Source organism: Halovulum sp. GXIMD14794 (assembly GCF_054457455.1).
Map to the genome: position 1 here is coordinate 347,105 of NZ_JBTLNF010000003.1, position 22,492 is coordinate 369,596.

A 22,492-nucleotide genomic window follows, 5' to 3' on the forward strand; every position below is an offset into this window, starting at 1 on the left:
TCCCCCGCGGATGCCCTGACCAAATGTCGGGGCGCGACCGCGCCGCGGGTCTGCCCGCGTGCAGAGTATTGAAGGGGCGGAAGGGCCGCCGGAAAAGGGGAAACGCATGAAATTCGTACGCTTCGGTGAGAGAGGCCAGGAGAAGCCCGGTGTTCTGGATGCGGATGGCAACATCCGGGATCTGTCGGGCAAGATCGGCGATCTCTCGGGCGCGGTACTGACCGAACTCGATGCGCTCAAGTCGGAGGACCTTTCGGCGCTGCCGCTGGTCGAGGGTGCGCCGCGGCTCGGTGCCCCGATCGCGGGGACCGGCAAGTTTATCTGCATCGGGCTGAACTACGCTGACCACGCTGCGGAATCCGGCCTGGACGTGCCGCCCGAGCCGGTGATCTTCATGAAGGCCACCAGCGCGATCTGCGGACCGAACGACGACATCATCATCCCGCGCAAGAGCCAGAAGACCGACTGGGAGGTCGAGTTGGCCGTGGTCATCGGCAAGCCCGCCAAATACGTTTCGGAGGACGAGGCGCTGAATCACGTGGCGGGCTACGCGATCACCAACGACGTCTCGGAGCGCGAGTTCCAGGCCGAGCGCGCCGGCCAGTGGACGAAGGGCAAGTCCTGCGACAACTTCGGCCAGATCGGCCCCTGGCTGGTGACCCCGGACGAGGTTGCCGATCCGCAGAAGCTCAAGATGTGGCTGACCGTGAACGGCAAGACCATGCAGGACGGCTCGACCGAGACCATGGTCTACGGCGTCAAGCACCTGATCAGCTATCTCAGCCAGTTCATGACGCTGCACCCGGGTGACGTGATCTCGACCGGAACGCCTCCGGGCGTGGGTCTGGGCATGAAGCCGCCGCAGTACCTGAAGGCCGGCGACGTGGTCGAGCTGGGGATCGAGGGCCTGGGCAGCCAGAAACAGAACGTCGTCGCCGACAAGTGACGTTATCTTCCCGCGCCGGGGTATCCGGCGCGGGATTTTCCGGGCCGCGATGCCCCGGGTCTGGTATGCTTTCCCCGCGTGATTTCTGGCGAAAGGGGGGAAGCCATGAGTGTCGCGCGTGTCACCGAGATATCGGCCGTTTCGAGAGAGAGTTTCGAGGATGCCATCGAGCAGGGCGTCGCGCGGGCGTCCGAGACGCTGCGCAATGTCCGCTCGGCCTGGATCAAGGAGCAGCAGGTCCGGATCGAGGGCGGCAAAGTCGTCGAATACCAGGTCAACATGATGGTGACCTTCGTCCTCGAGGGTTGAGAGCTATTCGGTCGTGAATGTGCCGCGCCAGAGATCGAGGAAGCGCGCGCGCTTCTGCTGATCGAGGCCGACCAGCAGCACCGGCGAAAGCGGGATCTGGCGCAGCACCGCGCTGCCCGATGGCAGTGTCAGCTCCGCGGTGTCCGGATCGTCGAGACGTACGATCAGGCGCACGTCCGCCATTGCGCGCTGGCCCGCGTCCGACAGCAGGAAATCGAGGAGCAGCCCGGCGTCCTCGGCCCTTGGCGCGTGTTTCGGGATCACGGCGGCTCGGGACAGCACGAGTGTGTAGTCCTCGGGCGCGACCACGGCCAATTCGGGCGAGGCCTCGGCCCGGGCAAGCGCGTAAGAGCCCAGGACGTTGTAGGCGATCAGGTAGCGACCCGAGACGACGCCATCGATGATCTCGGCCGAGCAGCAGGTGGCGATGGCGCCGGAGCGGCCGAAGGCCTCGATCAGGCTGCCGAAGGTCGTGGCCTGCTGGGAGTCGACGAAGGCGAAGAGGTATCCCAGGCCCGACTGCTCGATGTCGTAGGTCGCGACGCGGCCCGCGTATCGGCTGCCGACCGGGCGCAACAGGTCGATCAGATCGAACCGCGATCGCGGCGCCTCGGAGGCGGGGACCAGGATGCGGTTGTAGACCAGCACCGCCGGCTCGCGGGTGATGCCGAAAACCTCGTCGCGCCAGTTCGCCTCGGGAGGCAGACGGTCGGTCGCATCGGAGCGGTGCGGGCGCGCGCAGCCGTCGTTGACCAGTCGAACCTGCAGATCTACCGCCGAACTGATCAGCATGTCCGCCGTCGGCGTGCCGGTCCCGCAGGCTTCATTGGCGGTGGCGTAGAGATCATTCGACCCCCATTGCTCGTAGTCGACCGCGTATTGCGGGTTGGCGGCAGTAAAGGCCCGGAGCACCGGGCCGAAGAGAAGGATGTCAGTGGTCCCGCGCACGGTCAGCCGGTACACCGCGTCCTGCGCGCCGAAGCTGCGGACGGCCTCGGGGGCTTGGGCGTGGGTTTGTGCTGCAATCGTCAATGCGGCCAGCGTGGCAAGAATGCGTTTCATGATGAACTTTCGGCGGAATAATCGGTTGCGGACAATTCAATGGTTGCTTCAAAACCGCCCGAGGCGGGATGGCTCAGCAATAGCCGTCCCTTATGGGCTGCGGCAACCGCTTGCACGATGGCGAGCCCCAGCCCCGAGCTGTCGGCGCTGACCCCGCCATCGCCCGAGAACCGTTCTCCGGGGGCGGGCAGGCGGGCGGCGGGGATGCCGGGGCCGGCGTCGCGAACCGTGATCCGGGCGCGTGTACCCTTGCGCGCGACGCTGAGGACCACTGGCGCGCGACCGTAGCGCAGGGCGTTCACAACCAGGTTCTTGCTGGCCTCGACCAATGAAAGCGGGTCGCCTTCGGCCCAGACCGGGTCCTCGGGCAAATCGAGGTCCGGGCGTATGCCGCTGCCCAGCACGTCGTGATCGGTCTGCTCCAGCGTCCGGATCGCCACGGTGCGGAGATCCACCTGCTCCAGCGGGGCCGAGTCCGCGCGGTGAATGATCAGCGCGTGGTTCAGAAGCTGATCGGCCAGCCGGCTGAGCGTCACCGAGCGGCGGTGGATCCGGGCGATGGCGCTGCGCAGGCGTTCGGGATCGGTCTCTTCACCCGCGAGTTCGGCCTGTGCGCGCAGGGCGGCGATCGGCGTGCGCAGCTGGTGCGCGGCATCGGCGATCAGGTTGCGCATCACGCCCACCTGCCGGTCGAGCCTGGCCATGAAGCGGTTGAGCGTCGCGACCACGCCGCCGATCTCGCGCGGGACTTCGACCGACAGCGGCGTCAAGTCGTTCGGCGCGCGCCCGGCGATGTCGCTTTCGATCCGGCGAAGGGGCAGCAGGGCCGAGCGGACGGCGAACACCGCGAGCCCCGACATGATAAGTCCGGCGATCCCGGCTGCGATCAGCGCGTTGCGGGTGATCTGTGTGGCCAGTCGTTCTCGGGCGCGGGTCGTCTGCCCGACGAGCACCTCGACCACGCCGGAGAAGCTGCGCTCGGCGAAGGGACGTCGGACCTGGGCGATGCGGATCGGCTCGCCCCCGAAACTGCCGTTGGAGAAGGTCGTTTGCGGGTCGGCCGAGCGCAGCGCCTGGTAACCGGTCAGCAGCCGCCCTGTGGGGTCGTAGACGGCATAGACGATACGATCCTCGGGAGCGAGCGACAGCAGTTCGAAGGCGGAGACGGGCAGATCGACTTCGACCTCGCCACCGCGCACGGTGATCTCGTTGGCGATCTGGTTGGCGGCGCCGATCAGCAGGTTGTCGTAGGACTGCTGCGCGGCATTGCGGCCATAGGCGAGCGCGGCGAGCGCGACAGCGACCCCGCCCAGCGCGAAGATCAGCGCCAGCGCGCCCGCGAGCCGCGCGGTCAACGAAAGGCGCAGGCGCGGCTGCTCAGCGCTCGGTGACAAGCTGATATCCCAGGCCGCGCAGGGTCTTGATCGCAACGCCGCTGCCCGCAAGCTTTCGGCGCAGGCGGGCGATGTAGAGCTCGACCGTGTTCAGCCCGACCTCGTCGTCGTCGAACGAGAACATGCGCTCGAGGATCCGCTGTTTCGGGATCACCCGGCCGCGGTCGGAAAGCATGACCTCCAGCAGGCTCATTTCCCGCCGGGTCAGGGAGAGGGGTTGGCCCGCGACCTCGACCGTATTGCCGGCGGGATCGAAGATCAGGTCGCCGAAGGCGATGGTACCGGCGCGGTCCGTACCGGTGCGGCGCACGAGTGCGCGGACGCGGGCTTCGAGCTCGCGCAGATCGAACGGCTTCACCAGGTAATCGTCTGCTCCGCCGTCGAGCGCCGCCACGCGGTCGTCGATATGCGAGCGGGCGGTGAGCATCAGCACGGGCGTCGGCTTGTTGGCAGCGCGCAGCGCCCGCAGCACGTCGCTGCCGCTGCCGTCCGGCAGGCCGATGTCGAGGATCGCCACGTCGTAGTCCTGAACCGCGAGGCTGTCCTGCGCCGCCTCGACCGTGGCGGCGTGGTCGATGGCATCGCCCCGGCGGCGGAAGCTTTCCACCACCGCTTCGGCAACGTCCATGGTATCCTCGACCAGCAGGATGCGCACCTGCGGGACCCTCCCAGGCTGGCGGCTCTTGGCGGCCGCGGGTTCAAGCCGAACCACTATAGGGGGGGCAGGGGCATGCGCAATCCGCGCCGGGCCGGTGGTCGTTCGTTCGGGGATGACAGGTTGGCGACAGCTTCGCGCGGTATCACCGCTCCGTCCCGGCCCCGCCGAGGGCCAACAACACAATATCAGGAGGAGACACCATGACCCGTTCCACACAGCTGAAGACCGGCCTCGGCGCCGTTCTGATCGTCGTCGGCGCCGCCACGGCGGGCTCCGCGCAGGACTTCGCCCCCGAGGCGCCCGAGTGCATCGCTCCCGCCAACCCGGGCGGCGGCTGGGACTTTACCTGCCGCCAGGTCGGCAAGTCGCTGCAGGACCTCGGCATGATCGACAAGACCATGCAGGTCGTGAACCTCGCCGGTGGTGGCGGCGGCGTGGCCTTCGCCGAGGTCGTCAACAAGCGCAATGACGACAACGACCTTATCGTCGCCGCCTCGACCGCGACCGCGACCCGCCTGGCGCAGGGCGCATATCCGGGTAACACCCGTGAACAGGTCCGCTGGCTGGGCTCGATCGGCGCCGACTACGGCATGATCGCCGTCTCAGCCGACAGCGAAGTCGAGACGCTGCCGCAGCTTCTGGACATGATCAAGGAAGACCCGCGCGCGGTGTCCGTTGCGGGCGGTTCGGCCGTCGGCGGCTGGGACCACCTTAAGGTTCTGATCGCCGCGCAAGCCGCCGGCATCGAGGATGTCCGTCAGGTGAAGTACATCGCCTTCAACGGCGGTGGCGAGGCCGTGACCCAGCTTCTGGCCGGTTCGGTCCAAGCGTTCACCGGCGACATCTCGGAAGCCAAGGGCTTCGTCGACTCGGGCGATATCAAGGTGATCGCCGTCCTGTCCCCGGAGCGTCTGGAGGGCGAGTTCGCCGACTTCCCGACCGCCAAGGAGCAGGGCATCGACGTGGTCGGCGCCAACTGGCGCGGCTTCTACGCGCCGGGCAACATGAGCGACGACGCGTACAACTACTGGGTCGACACGATCGACAAGCTCTACGACACCGAGGAATGGAAAGCCGTCATGGCCCAGAACGGCTTGGCGCCGCTGGACCTGCAGGGCGACGAGTTCCAGCAGTTCGTGTCCGAGTCGATCGACAGCATCACCGCGATTTCCAAGGAAATCGGCATCATCAAGTGATGTGATCCGGGCCTCGGACCGATCCGCCGGCCCCGCATCCCGGGGCCGGCTTCAACCTTTCAAGACGGGAGGGCCGCATGAGCGACCGCGTCTTCGGCGGCGTCGGACTGGCGCTGGCGATCTTCTACATCTGGCAGGCCACGGTCATCGAGGAGAGCTTCATCCAGGACGTGGTGGGCCCCAAGGTGTTCCCGATCATCATCGGCACCGTGCTGGGCCTGTCGAGCCTGTGGTTCATCCTGCGCCCCGATCCCTCGCCCCATTGGCCCGGTGCCGGACGGCTGTTCGAGATCGCCATGGCCGTCGCGGTGATGGTCGCCTACGCGATCATGCTGCCGCAGGTCGGCTTCCTGATCGCGACCGCTGTCGCCTCGGCCTACCTGACCTGGCGGCTGGGCACCCGTCCGCTGCAGTCGATAGTCGCGGGCGTCGCGACCTCGGTGGGCATCTATGTCGTTTTCCGTCTGATCCTGGGCCTATCGCTGGCCAAGGGTCCGCTGGGTTTCTGAGGGGATAGGACCGATGGATGTACTTGCTTCCCTCGGCGACGGGTTCGCCGTCGCCTTCACCTGGCAGAACCTGCTGCTGGCGCTGCTGGGCTGCCTTCTGGGCACGATCATGGGCGCGCTGCCGGGGCTTGGCCCTTCGAACGGCGTCGCCATCCTGATCCCCTTGGCTTTCACCCTGGGCCTTGGCGCGACACCGGCGCTGATCCTGCTGACCTCGGTCTACTACGGGGCGATGTACGGCGGGCGGATCAGTTCGATCCTGCTGAATATTCCGGGTGACGAGCCGGCGCTGATGACCTGCCTCGACGGGTATCCGATGGCGCAGGCAGGCCGCGCGGGCGAGGCGCTGGCGCTGTCGGGCATCGCCTCGTTCGTGGGGGCGTTCTTCGCCACCTGGGGGCTGGTGTTCCTGGCGCCGCAGCTGGTTAAGGTCGCGCTGCTGTTCGGCCCGGCCGAGTATTTCGCGCTGTTCACGCTGGCCTTCGCCACGCTGGGCGGCATCGCCTCGACCAACCAGGCCAAGGCGGCCTTTGCCGCGGCGCTGGGCCTGGGGCTTGCCACCATAGGCGTCGACGGCCAGACGGGCGTTCCGCGCTTCACCTTCGGCGAGGTGCACCTTTACGACGGTATCGACTTCCTGGTCGCCATCGTCGGCCTCTTCGCGTTGTCCGAGGTGCTGATTTTCCTTGAGCACCGCGGCACCGAAAACGACGTCACCGGGCGCAAGGTCGAGATTGGCCGCATCGTGCCGCCCTGGTCGCTGATCCGCAGTTGCATCCCGACCATGGGCCGGACCACCGTCCTCGGCTTCATCGCGGGTGTGCTGCCGGGGGCAGGGGCCTCGTTGGGTTCGTTCATCAGCTATTCGATGGAGAAGCGCCTCGTGGATCGCGAGGGCACGTTCGGCACCGGCGATCCGCGCGGTGTGGCGGCGCCCGAGGCGGGGAACAATGCCGCCGCCGGGGGCGCGCTGGTGCCGATGCTGGCGCTGGGCGTGCCGGGTTCAGGCACCACGGCGGTACTGCTGGCGGTGCTGCTCGCGCTGAACATCACGCCGGGGCCGCTGCTGTTCACCCAGAACCCGGACGTGGTCTGGGGCCTTATCGCGGCGCTCTTCATCGGGAACTTCATGCTGCTGGCGATGAACATTCCGATGGTGGGCCTCTTCACCCGGGTGCTGCTGGTCCCGCCGCGCCTTCTGATGCCGGTCGTGGCCATGGTCTCGTTCGTCGGGATCTACGGCATCTCGGGTTCCAGCTTCGATCTGCTGGTGATGGTCGGCTTCGGCGTCATGGGCTGGGTGCTGCGCAAGCTGGATGTACCGCTGGTGCCGGTGATCCTCGGCACGCTGCTCGGCAACGAGATGGAGGCGAACCTGCGCCGCGCCCTGACGATCTCGGATGGTGACTGGTCGATCCTGGTTGGCAGCCCGCTCGCCATCGTTCTGTGGATCATCGCCTTCGTGGGCTTCGTCCTGCCGATCATCTTCGGCAAGGTGCTGAAACGCCGGATGCGGATGGCGCGTGACGAGGAAGGCGCGATCAGCGATTGATCGCCTTCGCCGGAGGCCTTCGGGCCTCCGGCCCCGCGTCGAGGTCAGGGAACCTCCGCATCGACACCGATCTTTCACGAAACCGACACCTGCGTGTCACCGATGGGGCGACAGGTTTGCGCAACGTCCGATTGCGCGACCGCCGGGGCACACCGGCACGCATCGGAACCGCGCGGCCGCCGCTATCTCGGCAGCATGCGGCGATTGAACTTGTGACGGTGGCCGGGGCCACCCGGTCCTCGCGCTTGGTGGAGGTATGGCCGTGGCCGATATTTCGATCAGGGGTGTCAGCAAGCACGTCGACCGGGTCGAGGTGCTGCACGGCATCGACCTCGAGATCGCGCACGGCAGCAGCGCCGTACTTCTGGGCGCGCCAGGCTGCGGCAAGTCCACGTTGCTGCGGCTGATCGCCGGGCTGGAAGCGCCAAGCGCCGGGAGGGTCCTGGTCGGAAGGCTGGGGCCGGATCCGGGCGTTTGCCGCATGTTCAAGCCTGAAGACGGTGTTGCCGCGTTGGCGAGGGAACTGCTGTCCCTGCCTGATGCCTTGCTGTTTGATGATCCGTTGTCGGCTGTCGAGGCGGCGGAGCGCCCAGCCTTTGCGCATGAAGTACGGAGCGCGCTTGTGGCAGGCGGCGTGACTTCGGTGCATGCGACCCACGACGCGGCGGCCGCGATGGTGCTGGCCGACCAACTGGTCGTGATGCGCGCCGGACGGATCGAGCAGGCCGGCCCGCCGCATGAGGTCTATGACCGGCCCGGAACGATCTACGTTGCTGAAATGGTCGGCTCGCCTGCAATGAACTTCCTGGCCGCAAGGCTGGACGATGCGGGAAGCGTGGTTTTGCCAGATGGCGTTGCGCTTACGCTTCCGAAACCTCCACCGCTCGCGCCGGGCGCGGCGGTGACGCTGGGCGTGCGCCCCGAGGGACTGCGCATCGCAAAGGAGGGCACCGGGCTGCGCGGCACCTTCGACTTCGCCGAGGATCTTGGCGCGGTGCGGCTCTTGTATTTCGAGGTAGGCGGCCGCCGCGTCACCATGCGTAGCGGCGAGCCATGCGGTCTTTTCCCGGGCGACACGCTGACGCTGGCGGTTGCCCCTTCCGCGATGCACCTGTTCGATCCGGCGACCGAGAGGCGGATCGAGGTGATGGTCTGACCCGCGACGCTCCATTGACAAGACGCCCGCTGCCCGTGAGCGTGGCGCAGCAAAGAAATACAAGACAGGGGGAGGGCGCATGAGCCTGGGAGTGGCCGTCATCGGGGCCGGTGTCATGGGCGGAGACCACGCCCGGATCATCCGCGAGGAAACCGCCGGGGCGCATCTGGTGGGCGTTGCCGATGCAGACGTGACGCGGGCCGAGCGCGCGGCTGCCGGTGCGCGGGCGGTGGCGGACGGAATGGAACTGATCGCATCGCCGGACGTCGATGCCGTGATCGTCGCATCGCCTGACCCTTCTCACGCGCCGCTGACGCTGGCCGCGATCGAGGCGGGCAAGCCGGTCCTCTGCGAAAAGCCCCTGGCGGTCACGCCCGAGGATTGTCTTGCGATCTGCGAAGCCGAGGCGGCGGCTGGGCGCAAGCTGGTCCATGTCGGTTTCATGCGCCGCTTCGATCCCGCCTATCGCGAGATGAAGGCCGCAATCGACAGTGGCGCGCTGGGGCCGGTGCGGCTGCTGCACTGCCTGCACCGCAACCAGCAGGTGCCCGACTGGTTCGAGCCGCACATGGCGATCACCAACTCTTTCGTGCACGAGATCGACATTTGCCGGTGGCTGCTGGACAGCGAGTTCGTGGCGGCGACTGTGATCCCGTCGACCTCGGCATCATATGACCCGCTGGGCGATCCGCTGCTGATTGTGCTGGAGGCGGAAAGCGGAGCGGTGGTCTCGACCGAAGTCACGATGAATGCCGAGTATGGCTACCATGTCCACGCCGAGGCGCTGTGCGCGAAGGGCTCGACCGAAATGGCCGAGCCGGCGCGGACGCTGACGCGGGTAGATGCCGCGCAACGCTCGGCCTATCCGCCGAACTGGATTCCACGCTTCGCTGACGCCTACCGAATCCAGGCGCGTGCCTGGGTCGAGGCGATTGCTGCCGGCGGTGTGGACGTGCAGGCGGCGGGTGCCTGGGACGGGACCGTAGCAACGATCCTTGCGGAGCAGATCGTCGAGGCGCTTCGGACGCGGCAGCGGGTCAGCCTGGAGCTTCCGAAGCGTCCAGGCTGATCGCTTCGGGGTCTATTCCTGGATGCTCTCGAGATAGGCCAGCAGCCCGGCCAGTTCGCGCGGGGTCGGGGTCAGGATTCCGTCGATCTCGACCGGGACGAGGTCTTCGGCCATCGCGCCGCCGAACTGCGGCATGACCCGCGACAGGTGACCCTGCTGCGGGTCGCCCCAGATGTAGCTGAGCGCCTCGGCTGCCGGGAAGGTGCCGCCATTGTTCCGCGAAAGCGTGGTCAGGTCCAAGGGTGCTTGGGGCAACTCGGCGGCCAGCGGCCCGTCGCCGCGGGCGTCGGAGCCGTGGCAGGAGACGCAGTTGTCCGCGAAGAAAGCGGCGCCGTCCGCGCGCGTCGGCATCCTGTCGGCGGTGCAAGCCACGAGTCCGAGGGCTGCCGCCATTGTTGCCGCCGCGGCCTGGAAAATTCTGCGCATCTCGTCCTCGCTTCGTCTGCCTGCTCATATCCGGCGGGAACGCCGGCGGTGCCTCTTCTCCGCACCGTAAATCACTCTGTCGGAGTGTTAAGGGAAAAGTGCTGACGGCTCCATGATGGATCGCGAAGGGCTTGGGCGCGGAACGAAAACGGCCCCCTTCGGGGAAGGGGACCGCAAGCCGTTTCAGGATCGATTACTGCGCGATGCAGGTGTCGACGTTGTCAGGCGTGCACACGTCGAGGCCGGTGTAGGTCGGGTCCTCGGGCGCGTCACCGCCTGCAGCCATCTGCGCGAAGGCCTGCATGACGCGGTAGCCCATTTCGAACGGCCGCTGGCCGACCTGTCCGGCGGACAGACCCTCTTTCATCTGGTCGATCTGGACCGGCAGCGTATCGGCGACCACCAGTGCCAGCTTGCCGCTGGCGATGTCGTCCTTGTAAGGCTCGACCGCCGCGCGGTTTGCGTCCGGCACGAACTGCGGGAAACCGCCGGTTGGCAGGAAGGCATCCACGTCCGGATTCGCGGCCATGAAGTCCTCGAACTGCTGCACCGAGACGGGGAAGTCGTCGTTGGTGTAGAGCGGGCAGCCGTCTGCCTCGGTCCAGCCGTTCTGGCCGGTCAGCCGCTCGCCCGGCGAGGTCGTGCCGGACATGTTGCCCAGCGTGTCGCGGATGCCCTGCATGCGCTCGTTGTGGTTCGCCGCTGCGGCGCCGCCCGACTGGATGCAGACCGTGCCGCCGTCGGGTTTGATCTCCATCGCGATCTTGGCGAGGTTCACGCCGATCTCGTAGTTGTGCGTGCCGATATAGGCGGTGCGCAGGTCGGCGTTCTCGGGCAGCAGGTCCGAGTCCCAGGTCAGCATGGGGATGCCGGCCTCTTTCGCGGCCTGCGCCGCGACCGCCATCGCCGCAGCATTGGATGGCGCCACGCCGATGCCCTTCACGTCGCCGCGCGCGATCAGATCCATGACGATCTGCACCTGCTCGTCGCCGCCGCCATGCTCGCCCGGGCCGATGTATTCGCACTCGAAAGCGCCGTTCGACTCGGCCTCGGCCTTCTTGCAGCCGTCGCGGGCCTGGTCGAAGAACGGGTTGTTCATGTTCTTCGGCACAAGTGCGAAGATGTCCTGTGCGACCACCGCCGTTCCGCCGGTCAAGGCGGTGACGGCGACGGCCGATGTGATGAGTAGCTTCTTCACGGTAGTCCTCCCTGGTTCTTTTTGCCGGTTTTCGGTCCGGCGACCGTCATCGATCCCGCCGAAGCCGGATCGAATCCCTCAGTTTCGCGAAGGCGCTGTTGCCGCTGGTCTGCAGGCCGATCAGCACCGCGAGGATGATGATGAAGCCGACGAAAGCGCCCTGCCAGTTCGAGTCGATCCCTGCCATGAGCAGCGCGTTGCGGATCACCTCCAGCAGGGCCGCGCCGACCAGTGCGCCATAGGCCGTGCCCGAGCCCCCCATCAGGTTCGCGCCGCCGATCACCGTGGCCGCGATCACCCTGAGTTCGTAGGTCTGGCCCAGTGCGTTGATCGCCGAGCCCGAGTAGCCGAGGATCAGCAGAGCCGAGACCGAGGCGCAGAAGGCCGAGAACATGTAGACCTGCAGCTTCATGAACGGCACGTTGACCCCGTTCAGCCGTGCGGCCTGCTCGTTGCCGCCGATGGCGAACAGATGCCGGCCCCACGTGGCGTACATGAACACCGCGCCGACGATCAGGCCGAGCACGATCATCACCCAGAAATGGGACGAGAAGGCCGGGATCCAGTCGGGCCAGAAGTCGCCCTCTATGTTTGGCGGAAACCGCGCCTGGCCGATGGCTTTCACCGTCGGTGCATCCGGGCCGAACTGGTAGAGCATCTGGTTGCCCGATATCACCACAGCCAGCGAGCGGGCGATGGACATCATCCCGAGCGTCACGACGAATGGCGACATGCCGACATAGGCCACGAAGAACCCGTTGACCGCGCCGCAGGCCAGTCCTGCAAGCATCCCCATCGAGAAAGCCACGTACCAAGGGTATTCCCAGGTCAGGAACAGGCCCGCGACAATGGCGACAAGCCCCATGATCGAGCCGACCGACAGGTCGATTCCGCCGGTGATGATCACGCAGGTCATACCCAGCGCCATGATCCCGAAGGGCGCGAAGTTGCGCGTGATGTTGGCCATGTTCTGCGCGGTGAAGAAGCTGGGCTGGTAAAGCCCTATGCCCACCGAGACCACGACCAGCGCCACGGTAACCCAGAACGGCTGGCTGGTGACGATCCGATTGAAGACGGATTTCTCTTCGATCTGGGTGACGGTCTCGATATCGACGTCCGCGATCGGGGCTGCGGATTCATGCGGCATGGATCGCTCCAGTGATCAGTCCGGTAATTTCCTCGGGCGAGGTCTGCCCGATCGGCTTGTCGGCGACCTTGCGGCCCCGGCGTAGCACGGCGACGCGGTCGCAGACGTCGAACACGTCCGGCATCCGGTGGCTGACCAGGATGACCGCGTGGTTGGTGTCCTTCAGGCGCTGGATCAGGGCCAGAACCTCGGCCACCTGCCGGACCGAGATCGCGGCGGTGGGCTCGTCCATCAGCACCAGCTTCGGGTCGGAGAGCCGGGTGCGGGCAATGGCGACCGCCTGCCGCTGGCCGCCGGACATCTGCTTGACCAGATCGCGGGGGCGGGTCTCGGATTTCAACTCGGCGAACAGCTCTCCGGCGCGCTGGACCATGCCGCGATGGTCGAGATAGCGGATCGGGCCGATCTGCTTTTTCAGCTCGCGCCCGAGGAAAACGTTCGCCGCTGCCGTCAGGTTGTCGCAGAGCGCGAGGTCCTGGTAGACGATCTCGATCCCGTTGTTGCGTGCATCCAGCGGCTTGTTGAAGTGGACAGGGCGACCCTCGATACGGATCTGGCCGGTCGTCGGCGGGAAGTTCCCGGCGATGATCTTCATCAGCGTCGACTTGCCCGCGCCGTTGTCCCCCATCAGGCCGACGGCCTCACCGGGCTGTATCGTCAGGTTGACGGATTGCAGCGCATGGATCGCACCAAAACTCTTGGTGATCCCGTCGAGCTCCAACAGGCTCATGTATTCCCTCCCACCGCCGGTTTTTCCGGCTGCTTGGTTTATAGGGAAAGCATCGGCGGAAATTATCCCGCCTGTCAACGGTTTGTCTGATTATGGAAAGAAAGGTTTTCGAGGCGTATTAGCTCGGCTGCCCGCGAAGTGAAGATGGATGCCGAGGTTGTTCCGCCGGTCGAACGGGTCCCAGCGTTCGTCTATAGCTGCTATCGGACGATGCCATGCGGGCCCGCCTCACGCGCGGACTTAAACCTTTAGCATTTAACGGCTGGGGCGCGTGAGGATATAGGCCGCCGCAGCAAGCATGCAGGCGCCCTGAAACACCAGCAGTTTCGGGTCGAGTTGCAGTATCAGGACCGAACCGGCGAAACTGACCGCCATAGCGGTGCAGGCGAAGACCTTCCACTTGGTGGCGATGGCTCCGGTGCGTTCCCAGTCATCTATTATCGGCCCGAAATGTTTGTGCGCCACCAGCCTTGCTCGCAGGGCAGGGGAGCCCTTGCCGAAGGCGAAGGCCGCCAGGATCACGAAAGGCGCCGTCGGCAGCACTGGGAGCACCGCGCCGATCAAGCCTGCCACAAGCGCTGCGGCCCCGAGTGCGGTCCACAGCATGCGGCCGCCAGCCGTACGCCTGATGCCCTCCGTTCGCTCGCTCTCGGTCGCCGGCATGCTGCCTTCCTCTTGCCCGTGGCTGTCAAGAAAGCGTCCGGGGCGCCAAGTTCAAGAGGCTTGCGGAGCTTGAATTCGGCTCGGCGGTGAAGTGTAGTCCGAACCGGTCCCGGTCACCGTGCGGTGCCGTTGCGGCCCGCCACCTGAAAGGAGCGCCGATCCGTGAAGGTCCAGGTTTCTGCTGACGGCATCACCGTCGATGCGCGCGATCTCGGCCCGCTGCTGGGGCTCGAGCCGTCCGAGGTGCCGGAGAAGATGCGCTCGGGCGAGATCACCAGCATGCACGAGACCGGCTCGGGCGAGGATGCAGGGCGGTTCCGCGTGACATTCTGGCATGACGGTCAGCGGCTTCGCCTGACCTGCGCCGAGGATGGTACCGTGATCAGCCGGGTGAAGAACCCCGGAACGCCGCCGCGCCGGCGGTAGCTCAGTCGAGCGGCGGCTGCCCGGCGACCTCGAGAGCCCGCGTGTCCACTTCGCCGCGGGCGGTACCGAAGCGGAATTCGTCATAGTAGGCGACGAGCGTGGGTTTCGGGCGGTCCGGGAAGCTGCGGTCCCAGCGTTCGGTGTAGCTGACGAAGATCCCGCGACGGTGCTCGGGCGCCGAGGCGCCCCCAGGCACGGTGGCGACGATCGGGCCGCGGTAGTCGCAGCGCAGCGCGCCGTCGACCCAGATGCGCAAATACCCCGCGTCATCGGTCGCGAAATTCGTGTTCATCACGATGTCGACCCAGCGGCCGCGGCTTTCGGTCATGTCGAACAGGCGGCAGATGTGGCCGCCGTTCTGGGCGTCGCCCCAGTTTCGCGCGGCGGCGATGTCTGGCAGTTGCACCGCGACATCCGCGCTGGAGCGGGCGGAGGGTGAGCAGACCGCCGGGTCGCAGCCTCGCCCGGTCGCTTCGCCGCTGCCGGTCTGCACCAAGCGGATTGCGGCGGGTGCATCGCCCGGCAGCTTCCACTGTCCGACCACGACCCTCAGTGCGTTGTCCGCCGAAAAGCCGGGGATGGTCTCGTTCCGGAAGCTCCAGCCGTACCAACCGTCGCTGTTCAGACGGGCCTTCGGTGCGGTCTCGCGGATCTCGGCCCGGTAGCGCGGTGCGCCGCAGTCACTGCCACCGCAGTCGCCGTCGCGCAACTCGTAGCGTTCGGCGGTCTCGCCTCTCCGGACAGGCTCACCGGGACTGGTGCGGCGCACGGCATGATCAGCGGGGCTGAAGAAGGGAGCATACCCTGCGGGCAGGTCCCCTGACGCGCCGCCGGAACACGCCGCCACTAGCAGCGCGAGAAGTACCCGTCGCGCTCTCGCTGAAACTGATGCTGCCATGTCAGAGATCTCCTGTGCGGCCCGCGTCGGCTGAGGAGTTGTCGCCAGAGTGGACCTCGCCGGTCAAGGGCGGGCGGCGGACTTCACCCTTGAGGAGAGAGATTGCATAAATATTCTTTCAATAAGTGCAAAAAAGTGGCCTTCGGGCACAAAACTGTAGCAGTCCTACAACCATTCAATTCTCGACATGTTTTCGCCAAGAACGCTCCCTATCGCCTTGCGGTGATTTTCATATTCTTCCTTCAACCCAGGGGGCTTCGAGGCAGCTATGGCAAGAATAAGCGTGTTCGGCATCGGTTACGTCGGCGTGGTATCTGCGGCGTGTCTGGCCAGCGACGGCCATGACGTGATCGCCGTCGATATCGACCGCGGCAAGATCGAAGCGATCAATGCCGGCCTTGCGCCAATTGTCGAAAACGGCCTCGACGAATTGCTGGAGAACGTTGTCGCGGAAGGACGCCTGCGCGCCACCGACGACGTTCAGGACGCGATAGAGAACTCGGATGTCTCGTTTATCTGCGTTGGCACGCCTTCGGCCCCCGATGGCAGCGTTGGTCTGAAATATGTCGAGGCCGTGTGCAAGACCATCGGCGAGGCGCTGGGCCGGAAGGACGCCTATCACTCGGTCGTCATCCGCTCGACTATCGTGCCTGGCAGCACCGAGACCACCTGCATTCCCGCGCTCGAGGCGGCCTCCGGCAAGACCGCCGGTGAGGAATTCGGCGTCGGCTACTACCCCGAGTTCCTGCGCGAGAGCACTGCGATCAAGGACTACTACGACCCCGGCCTGATCGTCTTCGGCGCGATGGACGAAGGTACCACCGAAATCCTGACCGCGCTGAACGAACCGCTCGGCTGCAAGATCCATGCCGTCGACCTGCGCACTGCCGAGATGGTCAAGTACACTTCGAACACCTGGCGCGCGGTTAAGGTCACGTTCGCCAACGAGATCGGCAACATCGCCAAATCGGCAGGGCTCGACGGGCAGACGGTGATGGAGATCCTGTGCTCGGACAGCAAGATTGCCATGTCGCCCTATTTCATGCGGCCCGGTTTCGCATTCGGCGGCTCCTGCCTGCCCAAGGATGTCCGCGCACTGCGCCATATGGCGTCCGAAAACGGCACGCCGACGCATCTGCTGGATGCGGTGCTGGACGCCAACGCCGCCCAGATCGCACGCGCCGAAAAGATGGTGAAGGACGCCGGGCTGCGCCGGGTCGGTTTCGTCGGCATCAGCTTCAAGCCGGGCACCGACGATCTGCGCGAGAGCCCGCTGGCGGAACTCGCCTCGCGCCTGATCAGCTCGGGCGTGCAAGTGGATGTCTATGACCCCTATGTCTTTGAGGCCTACAGCAACGGCAATAGCGCCGCCGGTCGGGGCAACGACGTGATCCCCGATCTGCGTGACCGGCTGGTTGCCAGCCTCGACAGTCTGATCGACAGCGCCGGCGCGGTGCTGGTCGGCAACCTCTATTCCGACACCGTAAAGCGGCTGGAGGAAGCCTCCGCTCGCATTCCCGTCCTGGATCTGACCCGCCTGAACCGCAGCCTGGTTTCGAGCGGCCGGTACCAGGGCATCTGCTGGTAAAGGAGATGGTGTGTACGGGGGCCTGACACACGCAGCCTATTTCGCACTGATCGTCCTGCTCGCCACCAGCGTCGAGCCGGCCTATCTGGGCACCCTCGACGGGGCCCAGAAGACGATCGTGATCATCGGGTTTCTCGGTGCATGGCGCTACAGCTGGGCGGCGATAAACTTCACCCGCGCAGTGATCTTCAAGGCCTTCGTCTACCCGCGCCGCCGGGCGCGGCGTCACCGGCAGTTCGCCGAACGGGGCGCGCCATCGCACGCCTATTTCCTGGTGACCTCGTACATGGTGGATGCCGAAGTCACGGTGCCGGTCTACCGTGCCCTCTTCGAAGCCGCCGCGCGCGCGCCTGACGGGGCGACCATCGTGACTTCGGTGGTGGATGGGGCGGATGCACGTCTGATCCAACGCCTGTACGACAGCATGGCACGCGACATGAGCCGGGTCGAGTTGGTGATCGACCGGATCAAGGCGAACGGCAAACGGGACGCGATGGCGCGGACGCTGAAGATCATCGGTCGCAAGTGCCCCTCGCACCGCGATATCGTGGTCTTCGTCGACGGCGACACGATCGTGCCGCTGGACATCGTCTCGGCCTCGGCGCCGGTCTTCACTGATCCGCAGGTCGGTGCGCTGACGACGGACGAGGGCGTGCTGATCGAGAAGCAGAACCTGTTCCGCGACTGGTTCGTTCTTCGCTTCAACCAGCGCCAGATGATGATGTGCTCCATGGGGCTGGGGAACCGGGTACTGACGCTGACGGGCCGCATGTCGGTGTTCCGCGGAGATCTGGCGACCGAGCCGGGTTTCATCGCAGCCGTCAACGACGACTATCTGGATCATTGGCGGTTGGGCCGGGTGAAGTTCCTGACCGGCGACGACAAGTCGACCTGGTTCTGGCTGCTGAAGAACGGTTACGAGATGGCCTACCTGCCCGACGTGCGTTCCTGGTCGATGGAGACGCAGCCGCGGCCGACCTTCCTGGATAGCTCACAGACACTGATGATCCGCTGGTTCGGCAACATGATGCGAACGAACGGCCGGGCGCTGAAGCAAAGCCCGCGCAAGATCGGCTATTTCACCTGGTGGTCGATCCTCGATCAGCGGGTGTCGATGTGGACCACGCTGGTCGGGCCGCTGACCGTCACGCTGACAGCGGTCTTCGAGACCGCGACGATCATCCCGCTCTACATCGCCTGGGTCATGGCGACGCGCTACATCTTCTGCACGATCATCTCGCTGTTCCGGGGGGGCTGGTTCCCTGTGACGCATCCGCCGCTGCTCTACTTCGGGCAGATCGCGGGCGCGCTGGTGAAGACTTTCGTCTTCTTCCGGCTCGACAAGCAGAAGTGGACCCGGCAGTCGGCTGGCGGAGTTGGCGGCGCGGCATCGGCGCTGGCCGACCGTCTGCGGGGCATCGACTCGGTCGTGCACCACGCGCTGGCGCTGGGGTGGCTGACAATCGGCATTATGTTTCTGCTTAAGGCATAGGGGTTTATCGTGCGTTCCTGGCGAACCGATTCAGTACAAGAACCGCCGGTAGTCTCGCCTGTGCGCGAGCAGCCAGTACCTCCCGGGTTCGCCTTCGAGAGCGAGCATCCGGTGGTTCCGATCCCGTTCCGTGCACGGCTCGACGACCTGTGCCTTGAGGGGGCAGGGCTTTCCGTGGCATCGGCGCAAGTGATTGCGCCGCCACGGCTGGACCTGAGCCTGATCCGCAACCGCCAGGTGGCGCGGCTGCAGTTCGACTTCGAGGATTTCTCGATCAGCCTCTACCCGGAGGTTCAGGTCCTCGACGGCGGCAAACCGGGTCAGCTGACGCTTCAGTTCATGGACCCGACCGGGCCGCACCTGCCGCAGCTGCGCTATATTCTAAACAGCTTCATTGCCGGCGATTTCATGTCTCTCGGTTCGATGATGGCCTATTCCGGCCCGACCAAGCCGAAAGAGCCGAAAAGCGGGCAGGGCGGCAAGCCGCGGCAGTATTTCCGCAGCTTCTCGGTCGCTCTGCTGTCACTGGTGCTGATCGTTCTGGCCGGCCAGACGCTGCACGCACGCTATACGCAAAGTTACGAGGCGCGGCCCGCGCTCATCACCCGCGACGGCAACGACATGCGCGCGACGAGCGCGGGTCAGATAACCTATCTGAATCAGGAGGCGAAGGCCGACGAGGTTATCTATTCGATCAGCGCGAATAGTGGCGATGTTTTGAACTTCCAGTTGCCATGCGATTGCGAAGTCTCTGTTTCGGAAGGTATTTTTGAGGGGGCTACTGTCCTTCCGGGCGACCCAATTCTGTCCATTTTCAACTCTACGGTTGCTGTCAGGGTAGAAACCTTGATGAGCGTCGAAGGGGTGGCGAAGGCGATGAGCGGCGAACAGGTCTTCCTGGACATGAGCGATGGCCGGTCTGTACCGGTCACGGTCATCCTGACCTCCGCCACCGAAGCCGCAGCAGCCCGTGGGGACCTGTTCCTTCCGATCACCATGCGGGCCCGCGAAGGCGCGCTCGGGGCGAAGGACATCGGCAAGACGGCGCGCGTGCGCCTGACCAAACCCCTGTTCGGCGGCGCTCTTCCCGGCTTCGGAGGACAGGGATGACCACGATCAATCCGCTTATCATCTGCGGCGGCAACGGCACGCGGCTCTGGCCGATCTCGCGTGTGCAGAGCCCCAAGCAGTTCCAGCGCGTAAGCGGACCGGGGTCGCCCACTTTCTTCCAGTCCGCCGTGCAGCGTCACCGGGCCGACGGGTTCGGTCGCCCGGTGATCGTCACCGGCGCGCGCCACGCCCGCACCGTAGGCGACCAACTCGATCAGTTGCAGTGCCGCGCCGATGTCCTGTGCGAGCCGATGGGCCGCAACACCGGTCCTGCGGTGTTGGCTGCCGCGCTGCACCTGGCGGCGCGCGATCCAGAGGCGCTGATGTTGGTGGTTCCCGCCGATCACGTGATCGAGGGCAATATCAACGAGGCGATCCTGGCGATGGCGCCGGCCGCGTGCGCCGGTCATATCGTCACCTTCGGCATCACTCCGCGCTATGCCGAGACCGGTTTCGGCTACATCGTCGACGGCGGCGAGATCGCTGCCCATGACGGCCTGCACCGCGTCGACCGCTTCGTCGAGAAGCCGGCGATGCCGCGCGCCAAGGAACTGGTCGCGGCGGGAAACGCCTATTGGGCCTCGGGTATCAGCTTGTTCAGCGCCGCGACGATCATCGCCGAGTACCGTCGCTTCGATCCCGAGACCGTCGCCTGCATCGAGCAGTCGCTTTCGATGGCCGTCGCGCGCCCCGAGGGGCTGATGCTGGCCGAGTCCGCGTTCGCTGAGGCCACTTCGGGCGCGACCGAAAGCGTCGTCTTCGAGCGAACCGACCACATCGCGCTGTGTCCGCTGGATGTCGAGTGGAGCGATGTCGGCAGCTGGACCGCGATGTACGGGATTTCCCAGCGCAACAAGGAAGGCAACGTGTTGCAGGGCGACGTGCTGGCGGTCGAGACCGAGAATTCGATGGTCCGCTCGGACGGACGCCTCGTCACCGTTGTCGGCATGAGCGACGTGATCGTCATCGACACAGACGACGCGGTGCTGGTCGCCAAGGTCGGCCACTGCCAGAGCGTCAAGCAAGTCGCCGAGCACCTCAAGGCGCAGAAGCGCGCCGAAGCCGAGCGTCACCTGGGCACCGAGCGAGATTGGGGCAGCATGAAGAAGCTGGTCGACAGCGAGCATTTCTGCATGACCTCGCTGACCATCCAGCCCGGTGCCTCGCTGAGCCTTGACCCGCTGCCGGGTGCCGAGGTCGTTGCCGTCAAGGGCGCTCTGCGTGTTGCCGGGGCCGAGACGGTCGAGCTGAAGGACGGTGCGCGCTGCACACTGGATCTGGCCACGCCGAGCGTACTGACCAATCCGTCCGATGATCCGGTCGAGGCGCTCTACATGGCCAATGCGGCGTCGGGGATGCTGGAGAGGGACACGTCTGCCGTGCGGTATGCCTAAAATTTTAGGAAAACTTCCGCGACTGGCCGCAGGAGCGGCCATCGCCGCGACGCTGATCGCCTCGGGTGCCACCGCCGGTCCCGAGGCGTTCGGCGTAGGTCTACGCGCCAAGCTGCGCACGCTCGAGCAGGCTGCCGCCGATCCGGCGCAGACTCATGTTGCAACGCGCGAATTGATCCGCGAGGCAGGTCTGCTGTCCGCGCTCGACTACGTGCCGGAGCAGGCGCGCCCGAAGATCTTGACCTTTCCAGCTGGCCTGGCCGATCCGATCCATATCGACGTGCTCGATGCGCGTCTGGCACTGGCCATGCTGGCGCAGTCCCACGGCGCGACTGACAACGGCAAGGTGATCGCGGCTCAGGCTTCAGCGGACCTTCCAGCGCTCGTCCTGCATGCTGGCGACGCCGGTCTCGCCGATCTGAAGCTGTTCCTTCGGCTACACGATCTGCAGGAGGTGGCGGACAGTGGCCCGTTGGTCTTGCGGGTGCCGCTCGTCACGATGGCGGGAAGCTCGTTGAACCTTCTGCCCGGCGAGGCGCTTCACCTCGACCGCGAGGCCGGGGCGTTCGTGGTCAACATGGGCGTGCTGCGTTCCAGCGGCGCCGAGATCGCCGGCGTCGGCGGCGAAAACCCGGGCAGCGCCGAGTTCGTGCCCTTTGTCACCTCGACCGGTGGTGGCGCGATGCAGATCCTGGCCAGCCGCATCTCGGATCTCGGTTTCGGTTACAGCCCGAAGTTTTCCGGGCTGTCGGTGCTGCGCAACGGGCTGATGCCGGCGGCGGATGGGTCGCATCTTCGGGACAGCCGGATTTCGGGGCTGGTCTCCGTCTCGGTTGCCGGCGTTCCGGAATTCACCGTCATCGGCAACCGATTCAGCCGGATGAGCGGCCGCTCGGTCATGCTGGCCGCGTCGCCGCGCGCCATAGTGAAGGACAACATCTTCCACAGCGGGATCGAGAACAACGCGATCCGAGTCACCGAAGGCTCGGCGGGCGCGACGGTCTCGGGGAACGTGGTACTGGGCGGACGCCGCTCGGGGATCGTTGTCGAGAAGAGCAGCCACCGCAGTGAGGTCACCGGCAACATCGTCTGGAAGCGGGATGGCGGCGGGCTCAAGATCGACCACGCGGATTGCGGGCGGATCGCCGGAAACCTGTTGATCGACAACCGTCAGAAAGGCATCGAGGTGCGCTCGGGACTCGGTACGAAGGTCGCGGGCAACCGGGTGATCGCAAATGAAAGCGCAGGGATCTGGGTCTCGGCGCAGGACATCGACGCCGTGACCTTCCTGGACGGCAACGTGATGGCAGCCAACGGCACGGGCCTGTCGTCGGCGACGCCGGGGCAGGTCTATCTCTCCGGCAACGATTTCAGCAACCAGTTCCCGCGGTTCCTGCACGGCGACATGGCGCGTCACAACCGCTGGATCGCGAGCGATCTGAAAGGCGCGCAGCCGGTTCTGATTTCGAACAACCAGGGCGGCCCGGCCGGGCGTCCTTACAGCCGGTGCGGGCAGTGAGCGTCTCTTCGTCCAAAATGCGCTCGGCAGTTGCGGCAGCGTTCTGCGGG

General features: G+C 65.9%; 22 protein-coding genes. 13 read left to right on the forward strand and 9 right to left on the reverse strand.

What is annotated here, in order from left to right; all coding sequences use genetic code 11:
- The first annotated feature begins 106 nt into the window (after positions 1-106).
- Both ACW9UR_RS04050 and ACW9UR_RS04055 read left to right on the forward strand, forming a co-directional pair.
- Entirely contained in the window at positions 107-946 is an 840-nt protein-coding gene (locus ACW9UR_RS04050) for a fumarylacetoacetate hydrolase family protein (RefSeq protein WP_458915626.1), read from the forward strand.
- Between the two features lie 105 nt (positions 947-1,051).
- The gene (locus tag ACW9UR_RS04055) at positions 1,052-1,255 is read left to right on the forward strand and encodes a dodecin family protein (protein WP_458915627.1); all 204 of its coding nucleotides are present in this window, start codon (positions 1,052-1,054) and stop codon (positions 1,253-1,255) included.
- Positions 1,256-1,258: 3 nt separating this feature from the next.
- Here the strand turns inward: ACW9UR_RS04055 and ACW9UR_RS04060 are convergent, their stop codons facing one another.
- The 3 genes from ACW9UR_RS04060 to ACW9UR_RS04070 are packed head-to-tail and all read right to left on the reverse strand — an operon-like array spanning position 1,259 to position 4,366.
- A complete protein-coding gene (locus ACW9UR_RS04060; RefSeq protein WP_458915628.1) occupies positions 1,259-2,317 on the reverse strand; it encodes an ABC transporter substrate-binding protein in 1,059 nt (352 codons plus the stop codon).
- Entirely contained in the window at positions 2,314-3,711 is a 1,398-nt protein-coding gene (locus ACW9UR_RS04065; RefSeq protein ID WP_458915629.1) for a sensor histidine kinase N-terminal domain-containing protein, read from the reverse strand. Before ACW9UR_RS04065 ends, ACW9UR_RS04060 begins: the two co-directional genes overlap by 4 nt.
- Entirely contained in the window at positions 3,695-4,366 is a 672-nt protein-coding gene (locus ACW9UR_RS04070; protein ID WP_458915630.1) for a response regulator transcription factor, read from the reverse strand. Before ACW9UR_RS04070 ends, ACW9UR_RS04065 begins: the two co-directional genes overlap by 17 nt.
- A gap of 203 nt (positions 4,367-4,569) precedes the next feature.
- Here ACW9UR_RS04070 and ACW9UR_RS04075 point away from each other — a divergent pair, with 203 nt between their 5' ends.
- The 5 genes from ACW9UR_RS04075 to ACW9UR_RS04095 all read left to right on the forward strand — a co-directional run bounded on the left by ACW9UR_RS04075 (position 4,570) and on the right by ACW9UR_RS04095 (position 9,851).
- Positions 4,570-5,565 (forward strand): Bug family tripartite tricarboxylate transporter substrate binding protein, encoded by a 996-nt coding sequence (locus tag ACW9UR_RS04075; RefSeq protein ID WP_458915631.1) that lies wholly within the window; start codon positions 4,570-4,572, stop codon positions 5,563-5,565.
- Between the two features lie 77 nt (positions 5,566-5,642).
- Complete coding sequence (locus tag ACW9UR_RS04080; RefSeq protein ID WP_458915632.1) at positions 5,643-6,074, forward strand: tripartite tricarboxylate transporter TctB family protein; 432 nt, start codon at positions 5,643-5,645, stop codon at positions 6,072-6,074.
- 13 nt (positions 6,075-6,087) lie between these two features.
- Entirely contained in the window at positions 6,088-7,626 is a 1,539-nt protein-coding gene (locus tag ACW9UR_RS04085; RefSeq protein ID WP_458915633.1) for a tripartite tricarboxylate transporter permease, read from the forward strand.
- A gap of 262 nt (positions 7,627-7,888) precedes the next feature.
- The gene (locus ACW9UR_RS04090; protein ID WP_458915634.1) at positions 7,889-8,782 is read left to right on the forward strand and encodes an ABC transporter ATP-binding protein; all 894 of its coding nucleotides are present in this window, start codon (positions 7,889-7,891) and stop codon (positions 8,780-8,782) included.
- Between the two features lie 79 nt (positions 8,783-8,861).
- Positions 8,862-9,851 carry a Gfo/Idh/MocA family protein gene (locus tag ACW9UR_RS04095; RefSeq protein WP_458915635.1) on the forward strand — a complete coding sequence of 330 codons (990 nt, stop codon included), beginning with the start codon at positions 8,862-8,864 and terminating at the stop codon, positions 9,849-9,851.
- A 12-nt stretch (positions 9,852-9,863) separates the two neighbouring features.
- Here ACW9UR_RS04095 and ACW9UR_RS04100 read toward each other — a convergent pair whose 3' ends face one another.
- From ACW9UR_RS04100 to ACW9UR_RS04120, 5 genes are all read right to left on the reverse strand, one after another.
- Positions 9,864-10,277: a c-type cytochrome gene (locus ACW9UR_RS04100; RefSeq protein ID WP_458915637.1), complete on the reverse strand. Its 414-nt coding sequence runs from the start codon at positions 10,275-10,277 to the stop codon at positions 9,864-9,866.
- Positions 10,278-10,470: 193 nt separating this feature from the next.
- Complete coding sequence (locus ACW9UR_RS04105; RefSeq protein WP_458915638.1) at positions 10,471-11,475, reverse strand: substrate-binding domain-containing protein; 1,005 nt, start codon at positions 11,473-11,475, stop codon at positions 10,471-10,473.
- Positions 11,476-11,521: 46 nt separating this feature from the next.
- Entirely contained in the window at positions 11,522-12,622 is a 1,101-nt protein-coding gene (locus tag ACW9UR_RS04110; protein WP_458915639.1) for an ABC transporter permease, read from the reverse strand.
- Complete coding sequence (locus tag ACW9UR_RS04115; protein WP_458915640.1) at positions 12,612-13,352, reverse strand: ATP-binding cassette domain-containing protein; 741 nt, start codon at positions 13,350-13,352, stop codon at positions 12,612-12,614. The genes ACW9UR_RS04110 and ACW9UR_RS04115 overlap by 11 nt, the downstream gene beginning before the upstream one ends.
- Positions 13,353-13,607: 255 nt before the next feature.
- Positions 13,608-14,015 (reverse strand): YbaN family protein, encoded by a 408-nt coding sequence (locus ACW9UR_RS04120; RefSeq protein ID WP_458915641.1) that lies wholly within the window; start codon positions 14,013-14,015, stop codon positions 13,608-13,610.
- Between the two features lie 162 nt (positions 14,016-14,177).
- Between ACW9UR_RS04120 and ACW9UR_RS04125 the strand changes: the two genes are divergently transcribed.
- Positions 14,178-14,441 carry a DUF6522 family protein gene (locus ACW9UR_RS04125; protein ID WP_458915642.1) on the forward strand — a complete coding sequence of 88 codons (264 nt, stop codon included), beginning with the start codon at positions 14,178-14,180 and terminating at the stop codon, positions 14,439-14,441.
- 1 nt (position 14,442) lies between these two features.
- Here the strand turns inward: ACW9UR_RS04125 and ACW9UR_RS04130 are convergent, their stop codons facing one another.
- Complete coding sequence (locus tag ACW9UR_RS04130; RefSeq protein ID WP_458915643.1) at positions 14,443-15,210, reverse strand: heparin lyase I family protein; 768 nt, start codon at positions 15,208-15,210, stop codon at positions 14,443-14,445.
- A gap of 397 nt (positions 15,211-15,607) precedes the next feature.
- On the opposite strand from ACW9UR_RS04130, the gene ACW9UR_RS04135 reads away from it, so the two are divergent.
- Genes ACW9UR_RS04135 through ACW9UR_RS04155 form a run of 5 tightly spaced genes read left to right on the forward strand, consistent with a single transcriptional unit; the run spans position 15,608 to position 22,442 of the window.
- Complete coding sequence (locus ACW9UR_RS04135) at positions 15,608-16,927, forward strand: nucleotide sugar dehydrogenase (protein WP_458915644.1); 1,320 nt, start codon at positions 15,608-15,610, stop codon at positions 16,925-16,927.
- 10 nt (positions 16,928-16,937) lie between these two features.
- Positions 16,938-18,419, forward strand: a complete 1,482-nt coding sequence (locus ACW9UR_RS04140) for a glycosyltransferase (RefSeq protein WP_458915645.1) — start codon at positions 16,938-16,940, stop codon at positions 18,417-18,419.
- A gap of 60 nt (positions 18,420-18,479) precedes the next feature.
- Complete coding sequence (locus tag ACW9UR_RS04145) at positions 18,480-19,529, forward strand: hypothetical protein (RefSeq protein WP_458915646.1); 1,050 nt, start codon at positions 18,480-18,482, stop codon at positions 19,527-19,529.
- Positions 19,526-20,923, forward strand: coding sequence for a mannose-1-phosphate guanylyltransferase (locus tag ACW9UR_RS04150; protein WP_458915647.1), 1,398 nt, complete (start codon positions 19,526-19,528; stop codon positions 20,921-20,923). Before ACW9UR_RS04145 ends, ACW9UR_RS04150 begins: the two co-directional genes overlap by 4 nt.
- A complete protein-coding gene (locus ACW9UR_RS04155) occupies positions 20,916-22,442 on the forward strand; it encodes a right-handed parallel beta-helix repeat-containing protein (RefSeq protein WP_458915648.1) in 1,527 nt (508 codons plus the stop codon). Before ACW9UR_RS04150 ends, ACW9UR_RS04155 begins: the two co-directional genes overlap by 8 nt.
- Positions 22,443-22,492: the final 50 nt, after the last annotated feature.